Source organism: Shigella flexneri 2a str. 301, from assembly GCF_000006925.2.
Classification (GTDB): Bacteria; Pseudomonadota; Gammaproteobacteria; order Enterobacterales; family Enterobacteriaceae; genus ECMA0423.
Window position 1 is genome coordinate 2,184,279 of record NC_004337.2, and the last position, 19,834, is coordinate 2,204,112.

The window sequence follows — 19,834 nt, forward strand, 5'->3', positions numbered from 1 at the left end:
AAATGAAAACAGAACGTATTCTCGGTGCTCTTTATGGGCAGGCGTTAGGGGATGCGATGGGGATGCCCTCCGAGCTTTGGCCACGCAGCCGCGTTAAAGCACACTTTGGCTGGATTGACCGTTTTCTGCCTGGACCAAAGGAGAATAACGCGGCCTGTTATTTTAACCGCGCCGAATTCACCGACGATACCTCGATGGCCTGTGTCTGGCGGATGCGTTACTGGAATGTGAAGGCAAGATCGATCCGAATCTGATTGGGCGTAATATTCTCGACTGGGCGTTGCGTTTCGACGCCTTTAACAAAAACGTACTAGGTCCGACCTCGAAGATTGCGCTTAACGCCATTCGCGACGGTAAACCCGTTGCTGAACTGGAAAACAACGGCGTAACCAACGGCGCAGCGATGCGCGTCTCGCCATTAGGTTGTTTGCTTCCAGCGCGTGATGTTGATTCCTTTATTGATGATGTGGCGCTGGCGTCCAGCCCGACCCATAAATCCGATCTGGCGGTTGCAGGCGCGGTAGTCATCGCATGGGCGATTTCTCGTGCCATTGACGGAGAACGCTGGTCAGCGATTGTTGATTCATTGCCTTCAATTGCGCGACATGCACAGCAAAAACGCACCACCACGTTCAGCGCCTCACTGGCGGCACGTCTGGAGATTGCGCTGAAAATTGTGCGTAATGCCGACGGCACCGAATCCGCCAGCGAACAGCTTTACCAGGTCGTTGGCGCAGGCACCAGCACTATTGAGTCCGTTCCGTGCGCCATTGCGCTAGTTGAACTAGCACAAACCGACCCAAACCGCTGCGCCGTCCTGTGCGCCAATCTTGGCGGCGACACAGACACCATAGGTGCTATGGCGACGGCGATTTGCGGCGCGTTGCATGGCATTAACGCTGTCGATCCTGCGTTAAAGGCGGAGCTGGATGCGGTAAATCAGCTTGATTTCAACCGCTATGCCACAGCGCTGGCGAAATATCGTCAACAACGGGAGGCGGTATGAGCGGCGCTCGATTACACACACTGCTGCCTGAATTAACCACGCGTCAGCCGGTGATGGTCGTCGGCGCGGCGGTCATTGACGTGATCGCCGACGCTTATGCCCTCCCCTGGCGTGGGTGCGATATCGAACTGAAACAGCAGAGCGTTAACGTTGGCGGCTGCGCACTGAATATTGCCGTGGCGTTAAAGCGCCTCGGCATCGAAGCGGGTAATGCCTTGCCGCTCGGTCAGGGCGTGTGGGCGGAGATTATTCGCAACCGGATGGCGAAAGAGGGGTTAATCAGCCTGATCGATAACGCCGAAAGCGATAACGGCTGGTGTCTGGCACTGGTTGAGCCGGATGGCGAACGCACTTTTATGTCATTCAGCGGTGTGGAAAATCAATGGAATCGCCAATGGTTGGCACGATTAACCGTTGCGCCTGGCAACCTGCTCTATTTTTCCGGTTATCAACTGGCCTCGCCCTGCGGCGAATTGTTAGTGGAATGGCTGGAAAAGCTGCAAGACGTGACGCCGTTTATCGATTTTTGCCCACGTATTGGCGATATCCCGGACGCATTACTGGCGCGGATCATGGCCTGTCGACCTTTAGTGTCACTCAATCGTCAAGAGGCTGAGATTGCCGCCGAACGTTTTGCTTTATCCGCAGAGATAACAACACTTGGCAAGCAATGGCAGGAGAAATTTGCCGCGCCGTTGATCGTTCGTCTCGATAAAGAAGGCGCATGGTATTTCAGCAACGACGCTTCTGGCTGCATTCCGGCATTTCCAACGCAAGTTGTAGACACCATTGGGGCGGGCGACAGTCATGCAGGTGGCGTACTTGCCGGGCTGGCCTCTGGTCTGCCACTGGCGGATGCCGTATTACTGGGCAATGCAGTGGCGTCGTGGGTTGTCGGGCATCGGGGCGGTGATTGTGCGCCAACGCGCGAGGAACTACTCCTCGCACACAAAAACGTATAGATCGCTGCGACAGTGGCTAATGCTGTACTCAATAGGCCGTTGCTGTTGGTCAAGCGCCACTTGCTTGATCACCAGCACCGGTATTTTGCTATCTAACTGAATATGTGACTGAAACTCGGCATCCGGCATCCGGGCGCTAACGCGGGAACGCGTACGTTGTGGGTAAATGTGCTGGCTGCGGAAATAGTCATAAAGAGAAATTCCGATGGCATCAACATCATGAATTAAATGCGCCGGAACCCACGATTCCTCAATCGATACCGCTTCTTCATCGACATAGCGAATACGCTTAAGCAAAAAGACATCACTTCCCGCTTCGACCGCCAGCTGCTGCGCACTGATGAATCCCCTAATGATTTTTATCAAAATCATTAAGTTAAGGTAGATACACATCTTGTCATATGATCAAATGGTTTCGCCAAAAATCAATAATCAGACAACAAAATGTGCGAACTCGATATTTTACACGACTCTCTTTACCAATTCTGCCCCGAATTACACTTAAAACGACTCAACAGCTTAACGTTGGCTTGCCACGCCTTACTTGACTGTAAAACTCTCACTCTTACCGAACTTGGCCGTAACCTGCCAACCAAAGCGAGAACAAAACATAACATCAAACGAATCGACCGATTGTTAGGTAATCGTCACCTCCACAAAGAGCGACTCGCTGTATACCGTTGGCATGCTAGCTTTATCTGTTCGGGCAATACGATGCCCATTGTACTTGTTGACTGGTCTGATATCCGTGAGCAAAAACGGCTTATGGTATTGCGAGCTTCAGTCGCACTACACGGTCGTTCTGTTACTCTTTATGAGAAAGCGTTCCCGCTTTCAGAGCAATGTTCAAAGAAAGCTCATGACCAATTTCTAGCCGACCTTGCGAGCATTCTACCGAGTAACACCACACCGCTCATTGTCAGTGATGCTGGCTTTAAAGTGCCATGGTATAAATCCGTTGAGAAGCTGGGTTGGTACTGGTTAAGTCGAGTAAGAGGAAAAGTACAATATGCAGACCTAGGAGCGGAAAACTGGAAACCTATCAGCAACTTACATGATATGTCATCTAGTCACTCAAAGACTTTAGGCTATAAGAGGCTGACTAAAAGCAATCCAATCTCATGCCAAATTCTATTGTATAAATCTCGCTCTAAAGGCCGAAAAAATCAGCGCTCGACACGGACTCATTGTCACCACCCGTCACCTAAAATCTACTCAGCGTCGGCAAAGGAGCCATGGATTCTAGCAACTAACTTACCTGTTGAAATTCGAACACCCAAACAACTTGTTAATATCTATTCGAAGCGAATGCAGATTGAAGAAACCTTCCGAGACTTGAAAAGTCCTGCCTACGGACTAGGCCTACGCCATAGCCGAACGAGCAGCTCAGAGCGTTTTGATATCATGCTGCTAATCGCCCTGATGCTTCAACTAACATGTTGGCTTGCGGGCGTTCATGCTCAGAAACAAGGTTGGGACAAGCACTTCCAGGCTAACACAGTCAGAAATCGAAACGTACTCTCAACAGTTCGCTTAGGCATGGAAGTTTTGCGGCATTCTGGCTACACAATAACAAGGGAAGACTCACTCGTGGCTGCAACCCTGCTTACTCAAAATCTATTCACACATGGTTACGTTTTGGGGAAATTATGAGGGGATCTCTCAGTGCTGCGCAACTTCTTCGGGACATTTCACGACACGCTTATTAACCCATAGCGTATCGGGCTTTTTCCCGCGCAATACCACCTGCTGAGAAAAACCTCTCGCTTCTTTCAACGAGTATTCGAAGATGTTGTTGATCTGCGTGCCGTAACCGCGCGAACGCGTCACCACGCCCTCTTCTTCCAGCGCCTGCATCGCCTTGCGCACCGTAATGCGCGAAACGCCGGTTAACTGACTTAAATCACGCTCACCGGGCAAAATATTGCCATGCTCCAGCACCCCGCTGCGCACGGCATTTTTTACCGTTTCGGCAAACTTAATATAAAGCGGCGTGTTATCCGCCGCTAAAATACGCTCGTTCAGTTGGGCAATCAGCTGGGTATGCGCTTGTTCCATTTGTCTTTTTCCTGCCAGGGAGTCTGGTGGGAGTATATCACTGCTTCTTATTTAAGGCGTTTCTTTAATCCCATCAACGAATGCCTGCAACTCATCCCCGTGCCATTAAACACATTAAAATCCACCGGACCATTGATGCCATCTACCTGTCCACGGTCGGAATGCTGCCAGAAGCGCCAGGCCATGCCGTCATTGTCCGGACGACGTTGATAATAGTGAGCCACCCACCACGGATATTCATTGAAATAGCCCGCCAGATTGGTGTGATAAAAAACGGCTCCTGAGTAAATAATCGGCTTTTTTCCCGTGCGTTTTTCGACCATTTTTAGCCACTGACTTACCCGCTTGCGTAATTCTTTTGCCGATAATTTTCCCCGTTCTTCTACGTCCAGCACGGCAGGGAAATCGCCTTGTGAGAAATCCACCGTTTGCAGAAATAATCGCGCCTGAACTGAAGCGGATACCGACGGGGAGAAATAATGATACGCCCCGCGCAGCAGGCCATTTTCGCGGCTTAATTGCCAGTTACGCGAAAAATAGGGGTCCACCAGCTTTTCGCCTTCCGTAGCCTTAATAAAAGCAAACTGTAAGCGGATATCGTTGTCGCGCATTTTTGCCACCCGCTGCCAGTCGATACGCTCCTGCCAGCGCGAAACATCTAATCCGTGAATGGTGTAACTGGCAGGAATGCGAATAGCGAAAGATTTAACCGGGCGATAACCGTAGAAGTGGATGTAGTCTGTAATCTGAACTGCTGTCGAATAGAAAAAATTCACCGTCTGACGCGGATAAATTGCAACGATGGAAATTAGCCCAAGAGCGCATAATAGAGCGGTGAGTTTTTTTCGACTGGTAATTCTTAGCTGCATTGGTTTCATCCCTGAATGTCAGTGCCAAAGGCTGACAATAACCAAAGCAGCTATAGTACGGTGCTCACCACCAGGCGTGGAAGTGGTGAACCGGACCAATACCGTGACCAACTTCCAGCGTGTCGGCCTGGGCTAACGCCGATGAAAGCCAGATTTTTGCCTCCTGTACGGTGTCAGCCCAGTTTGTATGGCGCGGGCGTAGTGCAGCCAACGCCGCAGAGAGTGTACAACCAGTGCCGTGGGTGTTTTTGGTCATAATGCGCGGTGCGGTAAACCGTTGTTCACCCTCGCGGGTAAACAGCCAGTCCGGGCTTTGCTCATCATCCAGATGACCACCTTTCATTAGCACTGCGCCACAGCCCATCGCCAACAGCGATCGCCCTTGTTCCAGCATTTCCTGTTCGGTGCGCGCGTGTGGCGCGTCGAGCAAGGCGGCAGCTTCGGGCAAGTTTGGCGTTATTAATGAAACCTGTGGCAATAATCGACTGCGCAGCGTAGCAACCGCCGAAGGTGAAAGCAGCGGGTCGCCGCTTTTTGCCAGCATAACGGTGTCGAGTACCACGTTTTGGATCTGATAACGTTGCAACCGTTCTGCCACCGCTTCAACAATATCGGTTTCCGCCAACATACCGATTTTAGTGGTATCGATTCGCACATCGCTGAACACCGAATCGAGCTGGGCGGCGACAAAATCAGGCTCAATGCGATACACCGACTGTACGCCACGGGTATTTTGCGCCACCAGTGCAGTAATAACTGAGCAACCATAAGCGCCAAGTGCCGAGAAGGTTTTAAGATCGGCCTGAATCCCCGCACCACCACTCGGATCAGTACCGGCAATCGTCAGAGCGTTAATTCGTTTCATGCCTGCACCTCCTGCGTCAATTGCCAGAGCGCATCAAGGAAATGTGGAACAAAACTGCCTGGCCCCTCGCTTCTGGCGACTGCGCGTTCTCCGGCTTGTTTCATCCAGTGACAGGCAGATGCGACATTTTCCAGCGTATCGCCTGGTAACGCACAGCAGGCAGCGACAACCGCCGATAATGCACAGCCAGTTCCTACCACTTTGGTCATTAACGGATCGCCACCGTGAATACCAATGATACGATGTCCATCGGTAACATAATCCACCTCGCCAGTGACCACGACGATTGCGCCAGTTTCCCGTGCCAGTGTTTGTGCAGCGGGTATCGCGTTAGCTGCGGCGTCAGTGGTATCCACTCCCCGTCCGCCATTAGCAATGCCAGCTAATGCCATGATTTCCGAAGCATTACCACGTATCGCTGCCGGTTTAAAAGATAAAAGTTCATGACAAAAATGGCGGCGATAATCGAGCGCACCAACCGCTACTGGATCAAGCGTCCAGCGTGTTTGAGAGCTTTTTGCTTGCTCAACGGCAGCACGCATCGCCTGTGCGCGTGGCTGCGTCAGTGTGCCAACGTTAATCAACAAGGCACTGGCGATAGCCGCAAACTGACTGGCCTCTTCGGTTTCGATAACCATCGCTGGCGATGCACCGAGCGCCAGCAAGGTATTGGCGGTAAAGGTTTGCACCACATCATTGGTCATGCAGTGCACAAGAGGGGAATGTTGGTGAAAAAGGTGTAACGCGTGCGCAGATTGCGCTGAACTCAGCAGGTCGACTTGCATAGTTTGCTCCTGCCATAACGTGAAGAAGCAATGACCTGGTGGTCCGTGACTTCCCTACGCTGGCATTATCCAGATCAGGTGATACGGGTATTTCTCAGCCTTCACGCAGAAGGGCACCCCGAGTCGTTTGGTTGCGATGATAAATCGCAGAGGAGGATGGTAATGTCCAGCGCCCCCGTTGTAAACGAGGAAAAACGGCAGTTTTACAATCGCGTTAATAAATTATTTGATATATGAATCCAGCACCTTCAGAACGACATCCAGATCTTCTTCACGTTTTAGCTCATCCCCCTGGTGAACGATGTGTTCCGTCAGATGACCTTTAATCACTTCCCGCATCAGACCGTTTACCGCTCCACGGATAGCAGCAATCTGTTGTAAAACTGCAGCGCATTCGTGCGGCTCGTCGAGCATTTTCTTGAGCGCCACGACCTGGCCCTGAATCTTACTGGCACGCGCTTTCAGTTTCTGTTTATCACGGATTGTATGAGACATGGCAACACCTGGTTAACAAGAATATGAAAAATCATAGCACTATTAATCTACTGGGGGGGTAGTATCAGGTACTGGGGGGGAGTAGAATCAGATTGCCGAATTAATACTAAGAATTATTATCATGACCGAATTTACAACTCTTCTTCAGCAAGGAAACGCCTGGTTCTTCATCCCCAGCGCCATCTTACTTGGTGCGCTTCATGGCCTGGAACCAGGGCACTCAAAAACGATGATGGCGGCGTTTATCATCGCCATCAAAGGCACCATTAAACAGGCGGTGATGCTCGGACTGGCAGCAACCATTTCGCATACCGCGGTGGTCTGGTTGATTGCCTTTGGCGGGATGGTGATCAGTAAGCGCTTTACTGCTCAATCAGCAGAACCGTGGCTCCAGCTGATTTCCGCAGTGATCATTATTGGCACCGCGTTCTGGATGTTCTGGCGTACCTAGCGCGGCGAACGCAACTGGCTGGAGAATATGCACGGGCATGATTATGAGCATCATCACCATCATCACGATCACGAACATCACCACGACCAAGGACATCATCACCATCACGAACATGGCGAGTATCAGGATGCCCATGCACGAGCCCATGCCAATGACATTAAACGACGCTTTGATGGTAGAGAGGTCATCAACTGGCAAATTTTGTTATTTGGCTTAACCGGTGGCTTTATCCCCTGCCCGGCAGCAATTACCGTGCTGTTGATATGCATTCAGTTGAAAGCCCTGACACTGGGCGCAACACTGGTCGTCAGTTTCAGCATTGGCCTGGCGTTAACGCTTGTCACCGTAGGCGTTGGCGCAGCAATCAGCGTTCAGCAGGTCGCAAAACGCTGGAGCGGATTTAACACTCTCGCTAAACGCGCCCCCTATTTTTCCAGTCTGTTGATTGGCTTAGTCGGTGTGTATATGGGCGTACATGGCTTCATGGGCATAATGCGATAACTCAATCCTTTAGGCTTGCATGTTATCTTCAGCCCAGGATGATTCTTAAATCAGCTATTTCCGCTGACTCTCTGCTCGCTAAGGATGCTTTTAGGGCATCCTTTCATTTACACTTTTTACGAAATCATGGGATCACTAACAAAATATCGCTTGTCAGTTATATTGTATGACAGGAAAGATATGCGACTGATATTACAGATCCCCAAAGTGGAGAGTTTATGACCATTAAAAATAAGATGTTGCTGGGTGTGCTTTTGCTGGTTACCAGTGCCGCCTGGGCCGCACCAGCCACCGCGGGTTCGACCAATACCTCGGGAATTTCTAAGTATGAGTTAAGTAGTTTCATTGCTGACTTTAAGCATTTCAAACCAGGTGATACCGTCCCAGAGATGTACCGCACCGATGAGTACAACATTAAGCAGTGGCAGTTACGTAACCTGCCCGCGCCTGATGCCGGGACGCACTGGACCTATATGGGTGGCGCGTACGTGTTGATCAGCGACACCGACGGTAAAATCATTAAAGCCTACGACGGTGAGATTTTTTATCATCGCTAAAAAAAGCCCCCTCATCATGAGGGGGAAATGCAGACACCTTGTTATTTTTTATTATTAGCCACTTGCTCGTTTTGCTTGTTATTAGTCGTATTTCACGTTGATTAATGCGGTTGCCTCCAGTGCGCCAGATTTAACTTTGTTTGTATCGTAGACGTAGTAACTGGCTGTTATCGGAATTGAAACCGTTGTATCTGTAAGTTTTGACTTTGCCGCAATTTCTTTTAAATTTGTGTATCCTTTACTGCTGTTAGTGATATTTAAAAGTGTGACTGGCGAACCATTACTTTCAAGAATAAATCCTACGCATTATCTTCCGCACCTTTCAGTATTGTGTTGCTGTTGGTTAACAAGTCAGAACTTGATAAATACACCTGCATTTTCCGTGATGTTTGATTTTGTTGACCTAATAAATTTTTACAACGCAGAATAATATCCCTTTTTTTACTATTTATTGTTGCTTTGTTACCTGTGGCTGGTAATTGTAAAACGGGAATACTGTCTAAAGTAATTAATAAATCGTCCTGTTTGCAGGTTGTGGTTATCGGGTTGTATGACAATGTCAGATTGAAGGAATAGACACCTGCATTTTGTGCCAATGCATTTCTGTAGCTATTTACACATGCACCCCATGACTTGCCACCTAATAAACACAGTAGAAATTGTACTGCGGCACTCCCGCGTGTCGATGATGAAGCACTGGATAATGTCGCAACACCATTAATCATCACTGAACCACCGCCCCCCGCAGAAATATTCACTTTTGCATTACTGGCCGCAGGTGTCACCGTTACCGAATAACCACTGGTGAAACTGCTCTGATTATTTGACAACGTGATGTTGTTTTTATTGGTCCATTCAAAATGTAAATTTAATTTAATGGTATCGTTATAAAGTCCAACAATAATATCCGATGGGCTCATAGGGGTGATAGTATTTGTACTCACGCATGACGAATCATTAAAATTATGCTCATATGTCGCTATTTGTGTTTGAGTAAGTGCAAAATTCCCCTGAACAACCAAATTGTGCTGAACAGATAACTCACTATAACATGCCGCATAGCTCACAGGCATAACCATCATCATTAATATAAATAGCATTATGCGAATTTCCATAGAACCACCTGACTATTACTGGCAAATATAATTTCTACTTTCATCAATCTCTTTACCGAAGGTGATTGTGCATGAAAGTCCTTGTTGCTTATCAATTGCTACATTAACCGATGGCGGTATTTCATTGGTGCGAATAAATAACTGGCTTCCCTGGCCGACAACGCCAATATTATGACCATGGATATCATTGACTTCATAACCAAACGTTAATGGTTGACCATCCGCTCTTAACGCTTTTATAAACCAGGGCTTGCGCTGATCGGTATCAAAATTAACCAGTACAACCGCGCCGCGATAAGGGGCGGCAATTTTCCGGTTGCCACGTAATTCTGCTTCGCTATCGCTTTGCGACACATCCAGCATCAGGTGATTTTCCCGATAAGGTGTCATTCCGTCGTATACCACCACTCCATTACGGTTTGTTGTGCGATATTTTTGCCCATTGACATAAGCATCTTTAATTCCTGGCGCATTCATCACAGCAAACGTTTCGGAAAGACGGTTCGCCAGATTAACGCCACCCGACCAGGCGACAATGCCCCCTGAAACACTGGCTCCAGTCTGTCGATAAGTACTCGACTGACTATAACTGCCATTCACTGTCGCAACCGGCGCGTTCCAGGTCAAATTCGCCCCAGCTGTCGTTTCATTTCCCTGATGTTGATGACTCAGGTTGACACCATAATTGAACTGATCCCGACTCCCTACTGTTCCTGATAATCCCGTATTATTTGAGGCAAAACCCTGATCATCAAACGTCGTTGAGTTAGACATATATATTTGCCGACGAGGCGTCGTAACGTCATCACCCCAATCACAGGGAATTGATATAAAAATATTAAAACGTTTCTCTTCATGATGATTCTCGCCATACGCCTGGCTTGCCGCGAGGGTATAGCTTATCCGCCGCCAGTTATTGGAATAACTCAACTGATAATCCTTACTGCTGCCGCTACGCCCCCAGTAATCTCGCCATAACGTACTTAAGGACACAGAACCCCAGCCTTCTGGCAATGACTGGCTCATATTGGCAGAAAAGCTATTTTTACGGCCAAAATCGTTCTGGTAATAATCGGCAATGTCATAGATATCGTTTTCATCACGGCGATAATTATCTTTATTGTTTGCCCAAACGTGATCGTTAAATGTCCGGTAATCACGCGACGAATAACGCCAGGCCGCCAGACCAAAACGCGTCGACGTTTGGCTCACAAATTTGTTGTAGGCAATTTGATAACTTTGCCCGTCAAACACATCGCCGTTGTCTTGTTTACTATGCGACTTCGTGGCATCGACGGAAATTGCGCCAATGCGCGTGTTCCAACCCGTTCCGAGGGTAAACGCATAGTAATTATTAGCAACCATCGTGCCGCCATACAGCGTCAATAAGTTATTAAAACCATACTGATAACCTGCCTGGACAAAATCACTTTGCTTGCTCGCCCCTTCAATATGGCTACGGCCCGCCGCAAAATCATATTTCGACACGCCGGGTTGCAGCATATTTGGCACCGCTGCATAAGGCACCAGATAGGTGGTTACCGAGCCGTCCGCCTCTTTCACGCTAACATCAAGATCTGCTCCACCACCGGCCAACTGCAAATCTGTAATCGCAAACGGGCCAGGAGGAACCTCTTTCTGATAAACCACAAAACCATTCTGTTCAATAGTTACCAGCGCGTTACTCTGAGCAATCCCCTGCACCCGTGGCGTAAAATTTTGTTTCGAGTTAGGCAACATCTGCATATCACGAAACAACCGCACACCGCTGAAGCGAACAGAATCAAAAATATCGCTTGATGTGTACATATCACCCACGCGAAGCGTGCCGAGAAATTGGGCAAATCCACGTTCCAGATACAGGGTATTGCTTTTCCACACCCCTGGATTGTTATTTGTTTTACTGAAACTGGCATCAGAATGCAGTTGCCACTCCAGTAAATTTAACCCGCTGTTAAAACGTACATATGTACTCTTGTTGTTACCCGACGCTTTATAGTCGCTGTAATACTGACTCACATAATAAGAAGTATAAAACGCATTAATACCCCGCTCCCAGTTTTCCGGTGGAACATAGCCACTTTCCAGTTCTTCCACCCAAGCCTGCGGGACACTGAAATCGAGACGAAAAACCCCGATATCCCAGCTATAGCTCCCACCCTGAACAAGTTGCTCAAATGTTAAACATTGCTTACCGCTGGCGAAGTTATCGCTATTAATGCCTAACCGCTTGATAACTTCTCTTGATAAACATGTTTCTTGCGGGTTGTCTTTAACAATAATCTCATATTTCCCGCGCCATTGCTTATTGACATAAATATCGATGTCATACTGCCCCGGTAAGGGTTGATTATCATCAAGACGAATATTTGCAACCTGCTGGTCTTTCATTCCACCTATCATAAAATGGGTATCAAAGGTTTCTTCAGCTGCATAAGCTTCAATGCCGAGCAATAACGCTACGATTGCTGATGCAAGTGGGGTCATTCTCAACACAGGCAGCTCCTGCAATTAAATTTTGTCACTAATATAGTTGCCGTGGTCATTGATAATGGTCAGATACCAGTTATTTGCATTATTACTTTTGATATTAACACTCTGACTTTCTAAGGGGGCAATCATAATAGTTTCATAATTGACTTTAACATTATTAGCTTTGACATCCGAAATCGTCACCCAATTAGCTGAGTCATTTTTTATCACCAATCCATTGCCACTGCGATTTACCAGTAACTTTTTAAAGGTCGCTTTATTTACCGGAGCAATACCCGCTGGCCGGTAAAACAACTTAATTCTGTTTTGCATCGCAAACTTCAGTGCATTCTTGCCTTCTTGCTCTGGACTATTTGGTGGAATATACAGAACATTCAGATAAAAAATGCTTTCTTTATTAGTGGGCAGTTTATTCGGCATAATTTTGATTTTTACTTGCTGCCCGGAATTTGGTGATGCTGCCAACTTACTGATTTAGTGTATGATGGTGTTTTTGAGGTGCTCCAGTGGCTTCTGTTTCTATCAGCTGTCCCTCCTGTTCAGCTACTGACGGGGTGGTGCGTAACGGCAAAAGCACCGCCGGACATCAGCGCTATCTCTGCTCTCACTGCCGTAAAACATGGCAACTGCAGTTCACTTACACCGCTTCTCAACCCGGTACGCACCAGAAAATCATTGATATGGCCATGAATGGCGTTGGATGCCGGGCAACCGCCCGCATTATGGGCGTTGGCCTCAACACGATTTTCCGCCATTTAAAAAACTCAGGCCGCAGTCGGTAACCTCGCGCATACAGCCGGGCAGTGACGTCATCGTCTGCGCGGAAATGGACGAACAGTGGGGATACGTCGGGGCTAAATCGCGCCAGCGCTGGCTGTTTTACGCGTATGACAGGCTCCGGAAGACGGTTGTTGCGCACGTATTCGGTGAACGCACTATGGCGACGCTGGGGCGTCTTATGAGCCTGCTGTCACCCTTTGACGTGGTGATATGGATGACGGATGGCTGGCCGCTGTATGAATCCCGCCTGAAGGGAAAGCTGCACGTAATCAGCAAGCGATATACGCAGCGAATTGAGCGGCATAACCTGAATCTGAGGCAGCACCTGGCACGGCTGGGACGGAAGTCGCTGTCGTTCTCAAAATCGGTGGAGCTGCATGACAAAGTCATCGGGCATTATCTGAACATAAAACACTATCAATAAGTTGGAGTCATTACCCGGAATTTGCCCCTATTTTTGCCACTGGTGGCGTTAACATGAAAGGAACCTGAATTTTTTCTGGTGGTAACGACGTATCGCCATCATCAATCCACGCCTGCAGCAGCGAAGAACGATTTCCCTGGTTCATCAACTGCACCATAACTTCTTTATTTTCTGCCGGGTAAATAATGCGCGTCCCGTAGATAACAATTCCGGCATGTGCAGGAAGGACCATAGAAAAAATGAGTAAAGATAATAATCCTTTCATCTTAATGCCTCTTAAATTAAAAAGCCGCCATGGGGATAGCGGCCATGTTTATTACCTGGAGAAACTTGCAATTTTATTTATTAATCCTGCGCCACACGCATAACCAGAGAAGATAACACATCACCTGATTGCACTGAGTTATCTGTCAGTTTCAGGTATTTTGCTTTAAACGGAATAGCATATTGACCTTCCGCTGTTTTATAACTCTCAATGTTAAAAGGTGCAGAAACATCTAGGACATCGCTGTTATCACCTACGGTATCGTTGCTACTGGCTATCGCCTTATCGTTACCGGTTATTTTGTCGTTTGTGATCAACGAGAGTTTTACACCAGCAACTTCTTTCGGGCAGCTAATTTTTAACATGCTGCTGGTTACACCGACTGCATCATCATAGGTAGAATATTTAGCTTTACCTTCAAAGACAGTGGTTGGTACAGTCGGCATATTAATACTTACTGAATCACCACCCGCTTCGAATTTACACGGAGATTCTGCAATATTTCCTTTAATGGTTAATGTTCCGGTATCAACGTCTGCAGCAAATACTCCAGCGCTCATAAAAAAAGAAGAAAAGACAGCGGCAGCAATAATTGAACGTTTCATAATATGTTCCTTAATAAAATTTATTTTTGGTTGTTAAGAGTCTGTATCTCTTGGAAACAAATTTCTCACATCAAAAAAGCTGCCGCAATGTAAACATATTGTTTTATTGATTTAAAACAAATTAACCAATGCAATATAAATACAACAAATACTTAAGAATATTAAATATTTATCACATCTATTAATTAATGTAGATTTATGTAAATGGTATTGTTGATATCAATAAAAAAGACGAAATCATTTATATAAATGATTTCGTCGGTAATGACTCCAACTTACTGATAGTGTTTTATGTTCAGATAATGCCCGATGACCTTGTCATGCAGCTCCACCGATTTTGAGAACGACAGTGACTTCCGTACCAGCCTTGCCAGATGTTGTCTCAGATTCAGATTATGTCGCTCAATGCGCTGAGTGTAACGCTTGCTGATAACGTGCAGCTTTCCCTTCAGGCGTGATTCATACAGCGGACAGCCATCCGTCATCCATACCACGACCTCAAAGGCCGACAGCAGGCTCAGAAGACGCTCCAGTGTGGCCAGAGTGCGTTCACCGAAGACGTGCGCCACAACCGTCCTCCGTATCCTGTCATACGCGTAAAACAGCCAGCGCTGACGTGATTTAGCACCGACGTAGCCCCAATGTTCGTCCATTTCAGCGCAGACAATCACATCACTGCCCGGTTGTATGCGCGAGGTTACCGACTGCGGCCTGAGTTTTTTAAGTGACGTAAAACCGTGTTGAGGCCAACGCCCATAATGCGTGCACTGGCGCGACATCCGACGCCATTCATGGCCATATCAATGATTTTCTGGTGCGTACCGGGCTGAGAGGCGGTGTAAGTGAACTGTAGTTGCCATGTTTTACGGCAATGAGAGCAGAGATAGCGCTGATGTCCGGCAGTGCTTTTGCCGTTACGCACCACGCCTTCAGTAGCGGAGCAGGAAGGACATCTGATGGAAATGGAAGCCACGCAAGCACCTTAAAATCACCATCATACACTAAATCAGTAAGTTGGCAGCATTACCGATTTCGTCTTTCTAAATGCAATTAAAATCAGGTTGCCAAATTAATCGTAGCGATTTAACACGATTCGACGTTTGCTATCGCTACCTGCAACAACCACTTCTGTCGTAACACCTTTGACGGGCGAAGAAACCTGATGACGGGTGTCAACATTATACGTTAACTGACCACAATGCTGTTGTGGTTGACTATTAACCATAGCCATACTGCATGTTGGGGGACTGATCCTGCCATTAATCGTTAATGTGGCAGTCTCTGAAGAGACTGCGGGAGAAGCCAATCCATAGGCAAGAAAAATAATTCCTGACAGCCAATACTTATTCATTGAACGTTATCCCTGTAGTAAAGGTTATGCCTGGATAGAATGAGTGCATAACAAACTATAGCTGTACATCCACTACACAGCACGAAGGATGATAATGAAGCATTGCCTGTACGATCACTCGACTTTGTAGAGTTTCGGACGAAGGTCCGCAGAATATTCGCAGTATTAAATAAGTGTTCATTAATGCGGCAAAAACAAATACACCGCATCAATATAACATCTCTGCGGTGTATGAAGAATAACCAGAATGGTTAATAGGCGTTAGACCGCGCGGAAGGAAATCTCGCCAGGAATGACTTCACCCTGCCAGTAGAGCTGAGCTGCAACGCGGTCAGCCAGCTGGCGGTAGATAGCGGTAAATTCGCTCTCCGGACGGCTGATAACCGTTGGCGTGCCTTTATCGAGATCCTCACGTAAGGAGATGTGTAACGGCATCTGCCCCAGCAGCTGTGTATGGTATTTTTCAGCCAGTTTCTCTGCACCACCGGTACCGAAAATCGGTTCATGGTGACCACAGTTACTGCAAATATGCACACTCATGTTCTCGACAATACCGAGCACCGGAACCTCGACTTTCTCGAACATCACAATGCCTTTTTTCGCATCGATCAACGCGATGTCCTGCGGGGTGGTGACCACGACTGCACCAGTTACTGGAATGTTTTGCGCCAGCGTCAATTGAATGTCACCGGTGCCTGGCGGCATATCAAGCACCAGATAGTCGAGATCCGGCCACAAGGTTTCCTGCAACATCTGCATTAACGCCTTGCCCGCCATCGGTCCACGCCACACCATCGCATTGTCGTCAGTGACCAGATAACCAATTGAATTGGTTGCCAGGCCATGAGACATAATCGGTGCCATGTGGGTACCGTCCGGCGAAGTTGGACGCTGATTTTCTGCGCCCAGCATGGTGGGAATTGATGGGCCGTAGATATCGGCGTCCAGAATGCCGACTTTCGCCCCTTCCGCCGCCAGTGCCAGCGCCAGGTTTACCGCCGTGGACGATTTACCCACGCCGCCTTTACCGGAACTCACCGCGATAATGTTCTTCACACCGTTAATTCCCGGCTGATTCTTCACGCGTTTCAGAGTGGCTATGTTATGCGACAGTTTCCAGTCGATAGCTTTCGCCCCGGTGATGCGCAGCAGTTCGGCGCTACATTGCTCTTTTAACTCTTCGAACGCGCTATGCCAGACAAACGGCATAACCAGTTCCACATGCAACGTGTCGTCCATCCAGGCGACATGGTGCAACGCTTTCAGCGTGGTGAGGTTATGCTTCAGGGTTGGGTGCTGAAAATTGGCCAGTGTCCCGGCGACCATTGCGCGCAAGGCTTCTGGTGATTTGGCCTGGGATTGTTCGTTCATCCCGACTCCTTTTTTGTATAGATAAACCATCAGCTGATAGTTTACCTGAAGAATATAGAGAAGTACTTACTTAACATTTTCCCATTTGGTACTATCTAACCCCTTTTCACTATTAAGAAGTAATGCCTACTATGACTCAAGTCGCGAAGAAAATTCTGGTGACGTGCGCACTGCCGTACGCTAACGGCTCAATCCACCTCGGCCATATGCTGGAGCACATCCAGGCTGATGTCTGGGTCCGTTACCAGCGAATGCGCGGCCACGAGGTCAACTTCATCTGCGCCGACGATGCCCACGGTACACCGATCATGCTGAAAGCTCAGCAGCTCGGTATCACCCCGGAGCAGATGATTGGCGAAATGAGTCAGGAGCATCAGACTGATTTCGCAGGCTTTAACATCAGCTATGACAACTATCACTCGACGCACAGCGAAGAGAACCGCCAGTTGTCAGAACTTATCTACTCTCGCCTGAAAGAAAACGGTTTTATTAAAAACCGCACCATCTCTCAGCTGTACGATCCGGAAAAAGGCATGTTCCTGCCGGACCGTTTTGTGAAAGGCACCTGCCCGAAATGTAAATCCCCGGATCAATACGGCGATAACTGCGAAGTCTGCGGCGCGACCTACAGCCCGACTGAATTGATCGAGCCGAAATCGGTGGTTTCTGGTGCTACACCAGTGATGCGTGATTCTGAACACTTCTTCTTTGATCTGCCCTCTTTCAGCGAAATGCTGCAGGCATGGACCCGCAGCGGTGCGTTGCAGGAGCAGGTGGCAAACAAAATGCAGGAGTGGTTTGAATCCGGCCTGCAACAGTGGGATATCTCCCGCGACGCGCCATACTTTGGTTTTGAAATTCCGAACGCACCGGGCAAATATTTCTACGTCTGGCTGGACGCACCGATTGGCTACATGGGTTCTTTCAAGAATCTGTGCGACAAGCGCGGCGACAGCGTAAGCTTCGATGAATACTGGAAGAAAGACTCCACCGCCGAGCTGTACCACTTCATCGGTAAAGATATCGTTTACTTCCACAGCCTGTTCTGGCCTGCCATGCTGGAAGGCAGCAACTTCCGCAAGCCGACCAACCTGTTTGTTCATGGCTATGTGACGGTGAACGGCGCGAAGATGTCCAAGTCTCGCGGCACCTTTATTAAAGCCAGCACCTGGCTGAATCATTTTGACGCTGACAGCCTGCGTTACTACTACACTGCGAAACTCTCTTCGCGCATTGATGATATCGATCTCAACCTGGAAGATTTCGTTCAGCGTGTGAATGCCGATATCGTGAACAAAGTGGTTAACCTGGCCTCCCGTAATGCGGGCTTTATCAACAAGCGTTTTGACGGTGTGCTGGCAAGCGAGCTGGCTGACCCTGAGCTGTACAAAACCTTTACCGATGCCGCTGAAGTGATTGGTGAAGCGTGGGAAAGCCGTGAATTTGGTAAAGCAGTGCGCGAAATCATGGCACTGGCTGACCTGGCTAACCGCTATGTCGACGAGCAGGCTCCGTGGGTAGTCGCAAAACAGGAAGGTCGCGATGCTGACCTGCAGGCGATTTGCTCAATGGGCATCAACCTGTTCCGCGTGCTGATGACTTACCTGAAGCCTGTACTGCCGAAACTGACCGAGCGTGCAGAAGCCTTCCTCAATACGGAACTGACCTGGGATGGTATCCAGCAACCGCTGCTGGGCCACAAAGTGAATCCGTTCAAGGCGCTGTATAACCGCATCGATATGAAACAGGTTGAAGCTCTGGTGGAAGCCTCTAAAGAAGAAGTGAAAGCCACTACCGCGCCAGTTACTGGCCCACTGGCAGATGATCCGATTCAGGAAACCATCACCTTTGACGACTTCGCCAAAGTTGACCTGCGCGTGGCGCTGATCGAAAACGCAGAGTTTGTTGAAGGTTCTGACAAACTGCTGCGCCTGACGCTGGATCTCGGCGGTGAAAAACGCAATGTCTTCTCCGGTATTCGTTCTGCTTACCCGGATCCGCAGGCACTGATTGGTCGTCACACCATTATGGTGGCTAACCTGGCACCACGTAAAATGCGCTTCGGTATCTCTGAAGGCATGGTGATGGCTGCCGGTCCTGGCGGGAAAGATATTTTCCTGCTAAGCCCGGATGCCGGTGCTAAACCGGGTCATCAGGTGAAATAATCCCCCTTCAAGGCGCTGCATCGACAGCGCCTTTTCTTTATAAATTCCTAAAGTTGTTTTCTTGCGATTTTGTCTCTCTCTAACCCGTATAAATACTGGTAGCATCTGCATTCAACTGGATAAAATTATAGGGATGCAGAATGAGACACTTTATCTATCAGGACGAAAAATCACATAAATTCTGGACGGTGGAGCAACAGGGAAACGAGTTGCATATCAGTTGGGGAAAAGTTGGCACCAAAGGGCAAAGTCAGATAAAAAGTTTTTCAGATGCTGCGGCGGCGGAAAAAGCGGAACTGAAGCTGATTGCGGAGAAGGTGAAGAAGGGGTATGAGGTAGCCTGAGTTTAACGGACACTCCTTCCTGAAATAGAATGGCATCAGAAGGAGCTAATAATGAGCAGAAAAACCCAACGTTACTCTAAAGAGTTCAAAGCCGAAGCTGTCAGAACGGTTCTTGAAAATCAACTTTCGATCAGTGAAGGCGCCTCCCGATTATCTCTTCCTGAAGGCACTTTAGGACAATGGGTTACCGCCGCCAGAAAAGGGCTCGGTACTCCTGGTTCCCGCACGCTGGCTGAACTGGAATCTGAAATTCTGCAACTGCGTAAGGCGTTAAATGAAGCTCGCCTTGAGCGAGATATATTAAAAAAAGCAACAGCGTATTTTGCACAGGAGTCGCTGAAAAATACGCGTTAATCGAACAATGGCGACAAC

Annotated in this window: 17 protein-coding genes, 3 pseudogenes and 9 other annotated features (2 of these 29 only partly in view); of the genes and pseudogenes, 8 read left to right on the forward strand and 12 right to left on the reverse strand. The window is 48.3% G+C overall.

Annotated features, from left to right (window positions below; genetic code table 11):
• Positions 1 to 2: 2 nt before the first annotated feature.
• Positions 3 to 1,006 (forward strand) — a sequence feature (Similar to Escherichia coli K12 conserved hypothetical protein gi: 1788416 (335 aa). BLAST with identity of 97% in 335 aa. This CDS contains an in-frame stop codon. The sequence has been checked and is believed to be correct.).
• Both SF2160 and SF2161 read left to right on the forward strand, forming a co-directional pair.
• Positions 3 to 1,006: pseudogene (locus tag SF2160) on the forward strand. (Overlaps the previous feature by 1,004 nt.)
• Complete coding sequence (locus SF2161) at positions 1,003 to 1,968, forward strand: kinase (protein ID NP_707986.1); 966 nt, start codon at positions 1,003 to 1,005, stop codon at positions 1,966 to 1,968. The pseudogene SF2160 and the gene SF2161 overlap by 4 nt, the downstream one beginning before the upstream one ends.
• Positions 1,942 to 4,026 (reverse strand) — a sequence feature (Similar to Escherichia coli K12 transcriptional regulator gi: 1788418 (249 aa). BLAST with identity of 98% in 694 aa. This CDS has been disrupted by insertion. The sequence has been checked and is believed to be correct.). (Overlaps the previous gene by 27 nt.)
• Here the strand turns inward: SF2161 and yegW are convergent.
• A pseudogene (gene yegW / locus SF2163) lies at positions 1,942 to 4,026 on the reverse strand. Its footprint overlaps the feature before it by 2,085 nt. The gene SF2161 and the pseudogene yegW overlap by 27 nt on opposite strands.
• Positions 2,306 to 3,634, forward strand: a mobile genetic element. It overlaps the preceding pseudogene by 1,329 nt.
• Positions 2,413 to 3,621, forward strand: a complete 1,209-nt coding sequence (locus SF2162; RefSeq protein ID NP_707987.1) for an insertion element iso-IS10R transposase — start codon at positions 2,413 to 2,415, stop codon at positions 3,619 to 3,621. It overlaps the preceding feature by 1,209 nt. The pseudogene yegW and the gene SF2162 sit on opposite strands and share 1,209 nt — an antisense overlap.
• Before the next feature lie 47 nt (positions 4,027 to 4,073).
• From yegX to yohL, 4 genes are all read right to left on the reverse strand, one after another.
• Positions 4,074 to 4,895: a hypothetical protein gene (gene yegX, locus SF2164; RefSeq protein ID NP_707988.2), complete on the reverse strand. Its 822-nt coding sequence runs from the start codon at positions 4,893 to 4,895 to the stop codon at positions 4,074 to 4,076.
• Between the two features lie 64 nt (positions 4,896 to 4,959).
• Positions 4,960 to 5,760: a bifunctional hydroxy-methylpyrimidine kinase/ hydroxy-phosphomethylpyrimidine kinase gene (gene thiD, locus SF2165; RefSeq protein NP_707989.1), complete on the reverse strand. Its 801-nt coding sequence runs from the start codon at positions 5,758 to 5,760 to the stop codon at positions 4,960 to 4,962.
• Complete coding sequence (gene thiM, locus SF2166) at positions 5,757 to 6,545, reverse strand: hydroxyethylthiazole kinase (RefSeq protein ID NP_707990.1); 789 nt, start codon at positions 6,543 to 6,545, stop codon at positions 5,757 to 5,759. The genes thiD and thiM overlap by 4 nt, the downstream gene beginning before the upstream one ends.
• A gap of 222 nt (positions 6,546 to 6,767) precedes the next feature.
• Positions 6,768 to 7,040: a transcriptional repressor RcnR gene (gene yohL / locus SF2167; protein NP_707991.1), complete on the reverse strand. Its 273-nt coding sequence runs from the start codon at positions 7,038 to 7,040 to the stop codon at positions 6,768 to 6,770.
• A gap of 121 nt (positions 7,041 to 7,161) precedes the next feature.
• Positions 7,162 to 7,992, forward strand: a sequence feature (Similar to Escherichia coli K12 conserved hypothetical protein gi: 1788423 (275 aa). BLAST with identity of 98% in 277 aa. This CDS contains an in-frame stop codon. The sequence has been checked and is believed to be correct.).
• Here yohL and yohM point away from each other — a divergent pair.
• Positions 7,162 to 7,992, forward strand: a pseudogene (gene yohM / locus SF2168). Its footprint overlaps the feature before it by 831 nt.
• 218 nt (positions 7,993 to 8,210) lie before the next feature.
• The gene (gene yohN, locus SF2169; RefSeq protein NP_707992.1) at positions 8,211 to 8,549 is read left to right on the forward strand and encodes a hypothetical protein; all 339 of its coding nucleotides are present in this window, start codon (positions 8,211 to 8,213) and stop codon (positions 8,547 to 8,549) included.
• A 299-nt stretch (positions 8,550 to 8,848) separates the two neighbouring features.
• On the opposite strand, the gene yehA is transcribed toward yohN, so the two are convergent.
• Both yehA and yehB read right to left on the reverse strand, forming a co-directional pair.
• A complete protein-coding gene (gene yehA, locus SF2170; protein ID NP_707993.1) occupies positions 8,849 to 9,664 on the reverse strand; it encodes a type-1 fimbrial protein in 816 nt (271 codons plus the stop codon).
• 15 nt (positions 9,665 to 9,679) lie between these two features.
• Complete coding sequence (gene yehB / locus SF2171; RefSeq protein ID NP_707994.2) at positions 9,680 to 12,160, reverse strand: fimbrial outer membrane usher protein; 2,481 nt, start codon at positions 12,158 to 12,160, stop codon at positions 9,680 to 9,682.
• A gap of 15 nt (positions 12,161 to 12,175) precedes the next feature.
• Positions 12,176 to 13,672: a sequence feature (Similar to Escherichia coli K12 chaperone gi: 1788428 (240 aa). BLAST with identity of 97% in 498 aa. This CDS has been disrupted by insertion. The sequence has been checked and is believed to be correct.), on the reverse strand.
• Positions 12,613 to 13,376, forward strand: a mobile genetic element. Its footprint overlaps the feature before it by 764 nt.
• Here yehB and insB (SF2173) point away from each other — a divergent pair.
• On the forward strand, positions 12,858 to 13,361 hold the full coding sequence (gene insB / locus SF2173; protein ID NP_707996.2) for an insertion element IS1 protein InsB: 504 nt from the start codon (positions 12,858 to 12,860) through the stop codon (positions 13,359 to 13,361). Its footprint lies within the feature at positions 12,176 to 13,672 and overlaps the feature before it by 504 nt.
• 34 nt (positions 13,673 to 13,706) lie before the next feature.
• Here the strand turns inward: insB (SF2173) and yehD are convergent.
• The 5 genes from yehD to mrp form a co-directional block, all read right to left on the reverse strand.
• The gene (gene yehD / locus SF2175; RefSeq protein NP_707997.1) at positions 13,707 to 14,231 is read right to left on the reverse strand and encodes a fimbrial-like protein; all 525 of its coding nucleotides are present in this window, start codon (positions 14,229 to 14,231) and stop codon (positions 13,707 to 13,709) included.
• Between the two features lie 260 nt (positions 14,232 to 14,491).
• Positions 14,492 to 15,259: a mobile genetic element, on the reverse strand.
• Complete coding sequence (gene insB, locus SF2176; protein ID NP_707998.1) at positions 14,507 to 14,902, reverse strand: insertion element IS1 protein InsB; 396 nt, start codon at positions 14,900 to 14,902, stop codon at positions 14,507 to 14,509. Its footprint overlaps the feature before it by 396 nt.
• Positions 14,929 to 15,204 (reverse strand): insertion element IS1 protein InsA, encoded by a 276-nt coding sequence (gene insA, locus SF2177; protein ID NP_707999.1) that lies wholly within the window; start codon positions 15,202 to 15,204, stop codon positions 14,929 to 14,931. (Lies within the feature at positions 14,492 to 15,259.)
• A 41-nt stretch (positions 15,260 to 15,300) precedes the next feature.
• On the reverse strand, positions 15,301 to 15,582 hold the full coding sequence (locus SF2177a; RefSeq protein YP_008439264.1) for a hypothetical protein: 282 nt from the start codon (positions 15,580 to 15,582) through the stop codon (positions 15,301 to 15,303).
• 261 nt (positions 15,583 to 15,843) lie between these two features.
• A complete protein-coding gene (gene mrp, locus SF2178) occupies positions 15,844 to 16,953 on the reverse strand; it encodes an antiporter inner membrane protein (RefSeq protein NP_708000.2) in 1,110 nt (369 codons plus the stop codon).
• Positions 16,954 to 17,084: 131 nt separating this feature from the next.
• On the opposite strand from mrp, the gene metG reads away from it, so the two are divergent.
• Together metG and SF2181 are read left to right on the forward strand one after the other, a co-directional pair.
• On the forward strand, positions 17,085 to 19,118 hold the full coding sequence (metG, locus tag SF2179; protein ID NP_708001.2) for a methionyl-tRNA synthetase: 2,034 nt from the start codon (positions 17,085 to 17,087) through the stop codon (positions 19,116 to 19,118).
• Between the two features lie 140 nt (positions 19,119 to 19,258).
• Positions 19,259 to 19,834, forward strand: a sequence feature ('Similar to Escherichia coli K12 molybdate metabolism regulator, first fragment gi: 1788433 (275 aa). BLAST with identity of 98% in 956 aa. This CDS has been disrupted by insertion. The sequence has been checked and is believed to be correct.') (it continues 2,291 nt past the right edge of the window).
• Positions 19,450 to 19,834 (forward strand) — a mobile genetic element; it runs 879 nt beyond the window's last position. Its footprint overlaps the feature before it by 1,264 nt.
• A complete protein-coding gene (locus tag SF2181; protein ID NP_708002.1) occupies positions 19,514 to 19,816 on the forward strand; it encodes an insertion sequence element IS600 transposase in 303 nt (100 codons plus the stop codon). Its footprint lies within the feature at positions 19,259 to 19,834 and overlaps the feature before it by 303 nt.

What these genes read in the sequence shown, in the direction of transcription:
- yohL (NP_707991.1), bottom strand. Translation starts at nt 7,040, where the DNA reads ATGTCTCATACAATCCGTGATAAACAGAAACTGAAAGCGCGTGCCAGT.
- insB (NP_707996.2), top strand. Translation starts at nt 12,858, where the DNA reads ATGCCGGGCAACCGCCCGCATTATGGGCGTTGGCCTCAACACGATTTT.
- yegX (NP_707988.2), bottom strand. Translation starts at nt 4,895, where the DNA reads ATGCAGCTAAGAATTACCAGTCGAAAAAAACTCACCGCTCTATTATGC.
- SF2181 (NP_708002.1), top strand. Translation starts at nt 19,514, where the DNA reads ATGAGCAGAAAAACCCAACGTTACTCTAAAGAGTTCAAAGCCGAAGCT.
- metG (NP_708001.2), top strand. Translation starts at nt 17,085, where the DNA reads ATGACTCAAGTCGCGAAGAAAATTCTGGTGACGTGCGCACTGCCGTAC.
- thiM (NP_707990.1), bottom strand. Translation starts at nt 6,545, where the DNA reads ATGCAAGTCGACCTGCTGAGTTCAGCGCAATCTGCGCACGCGTTACAC.
- yohN (NP_707992.1), top strand. Translation starts at nt 8,211, where the DNA reads ATGACCATTAAAAATAAGATGTTGCTGGGTGTGCTTTTGCTGGTTACC.
- SF2162 (NP_707987.1), top strand. Translation starts at nt 2,413, where the DNA reads ATGTGCGAACTCGATATTTTACACGACTCTCTTTACCAATTCTGCCCC.
- SF2161 (NP_707986.1), top strand. Translation starts at nt 1,003, where the DNA reads ATGAGCGGCGCTCGATTACACACACTGCTGCCTGAATTAACCACGCGT.
- yehA (NP_707993.1), bottom strand. Translation starts at nt 9,664, where the DNA reads ATGGAAATTCGCATAATGCTATTTATATTAATGATGATGGTTATGCCT.
- SF2177a (YP_008439264.1), bottom strand. Translation starts at nt 15,582, where the DNA reads ATGAATAAGTATTGGCTGTCAGGAATTATTTTTCTTGCCTATGGATTG.
- yehD (NP_707997.1), bottom strand. Translation starts at nt 14,231, where the DNA reads ATGAAACGTTCAATTATTGCTGCCGCTGTCTTTTCTTCTTTTTTTATG.
- mrp (NP_708000.2), bottom strand. Translation starts at nt 16,953, where the DNA reads ATGAACGAACAATCCCAGGCCAAATCACCAGAAGCCTTGCGCGCAATG.
- thiD (NP_707989.1), bottom strand. Translation starts at nt 5,760, where the DNA reads ATGAAACGAATTAACGCTCTGACGATTGCCGGTACTGATCCGAGTGGT.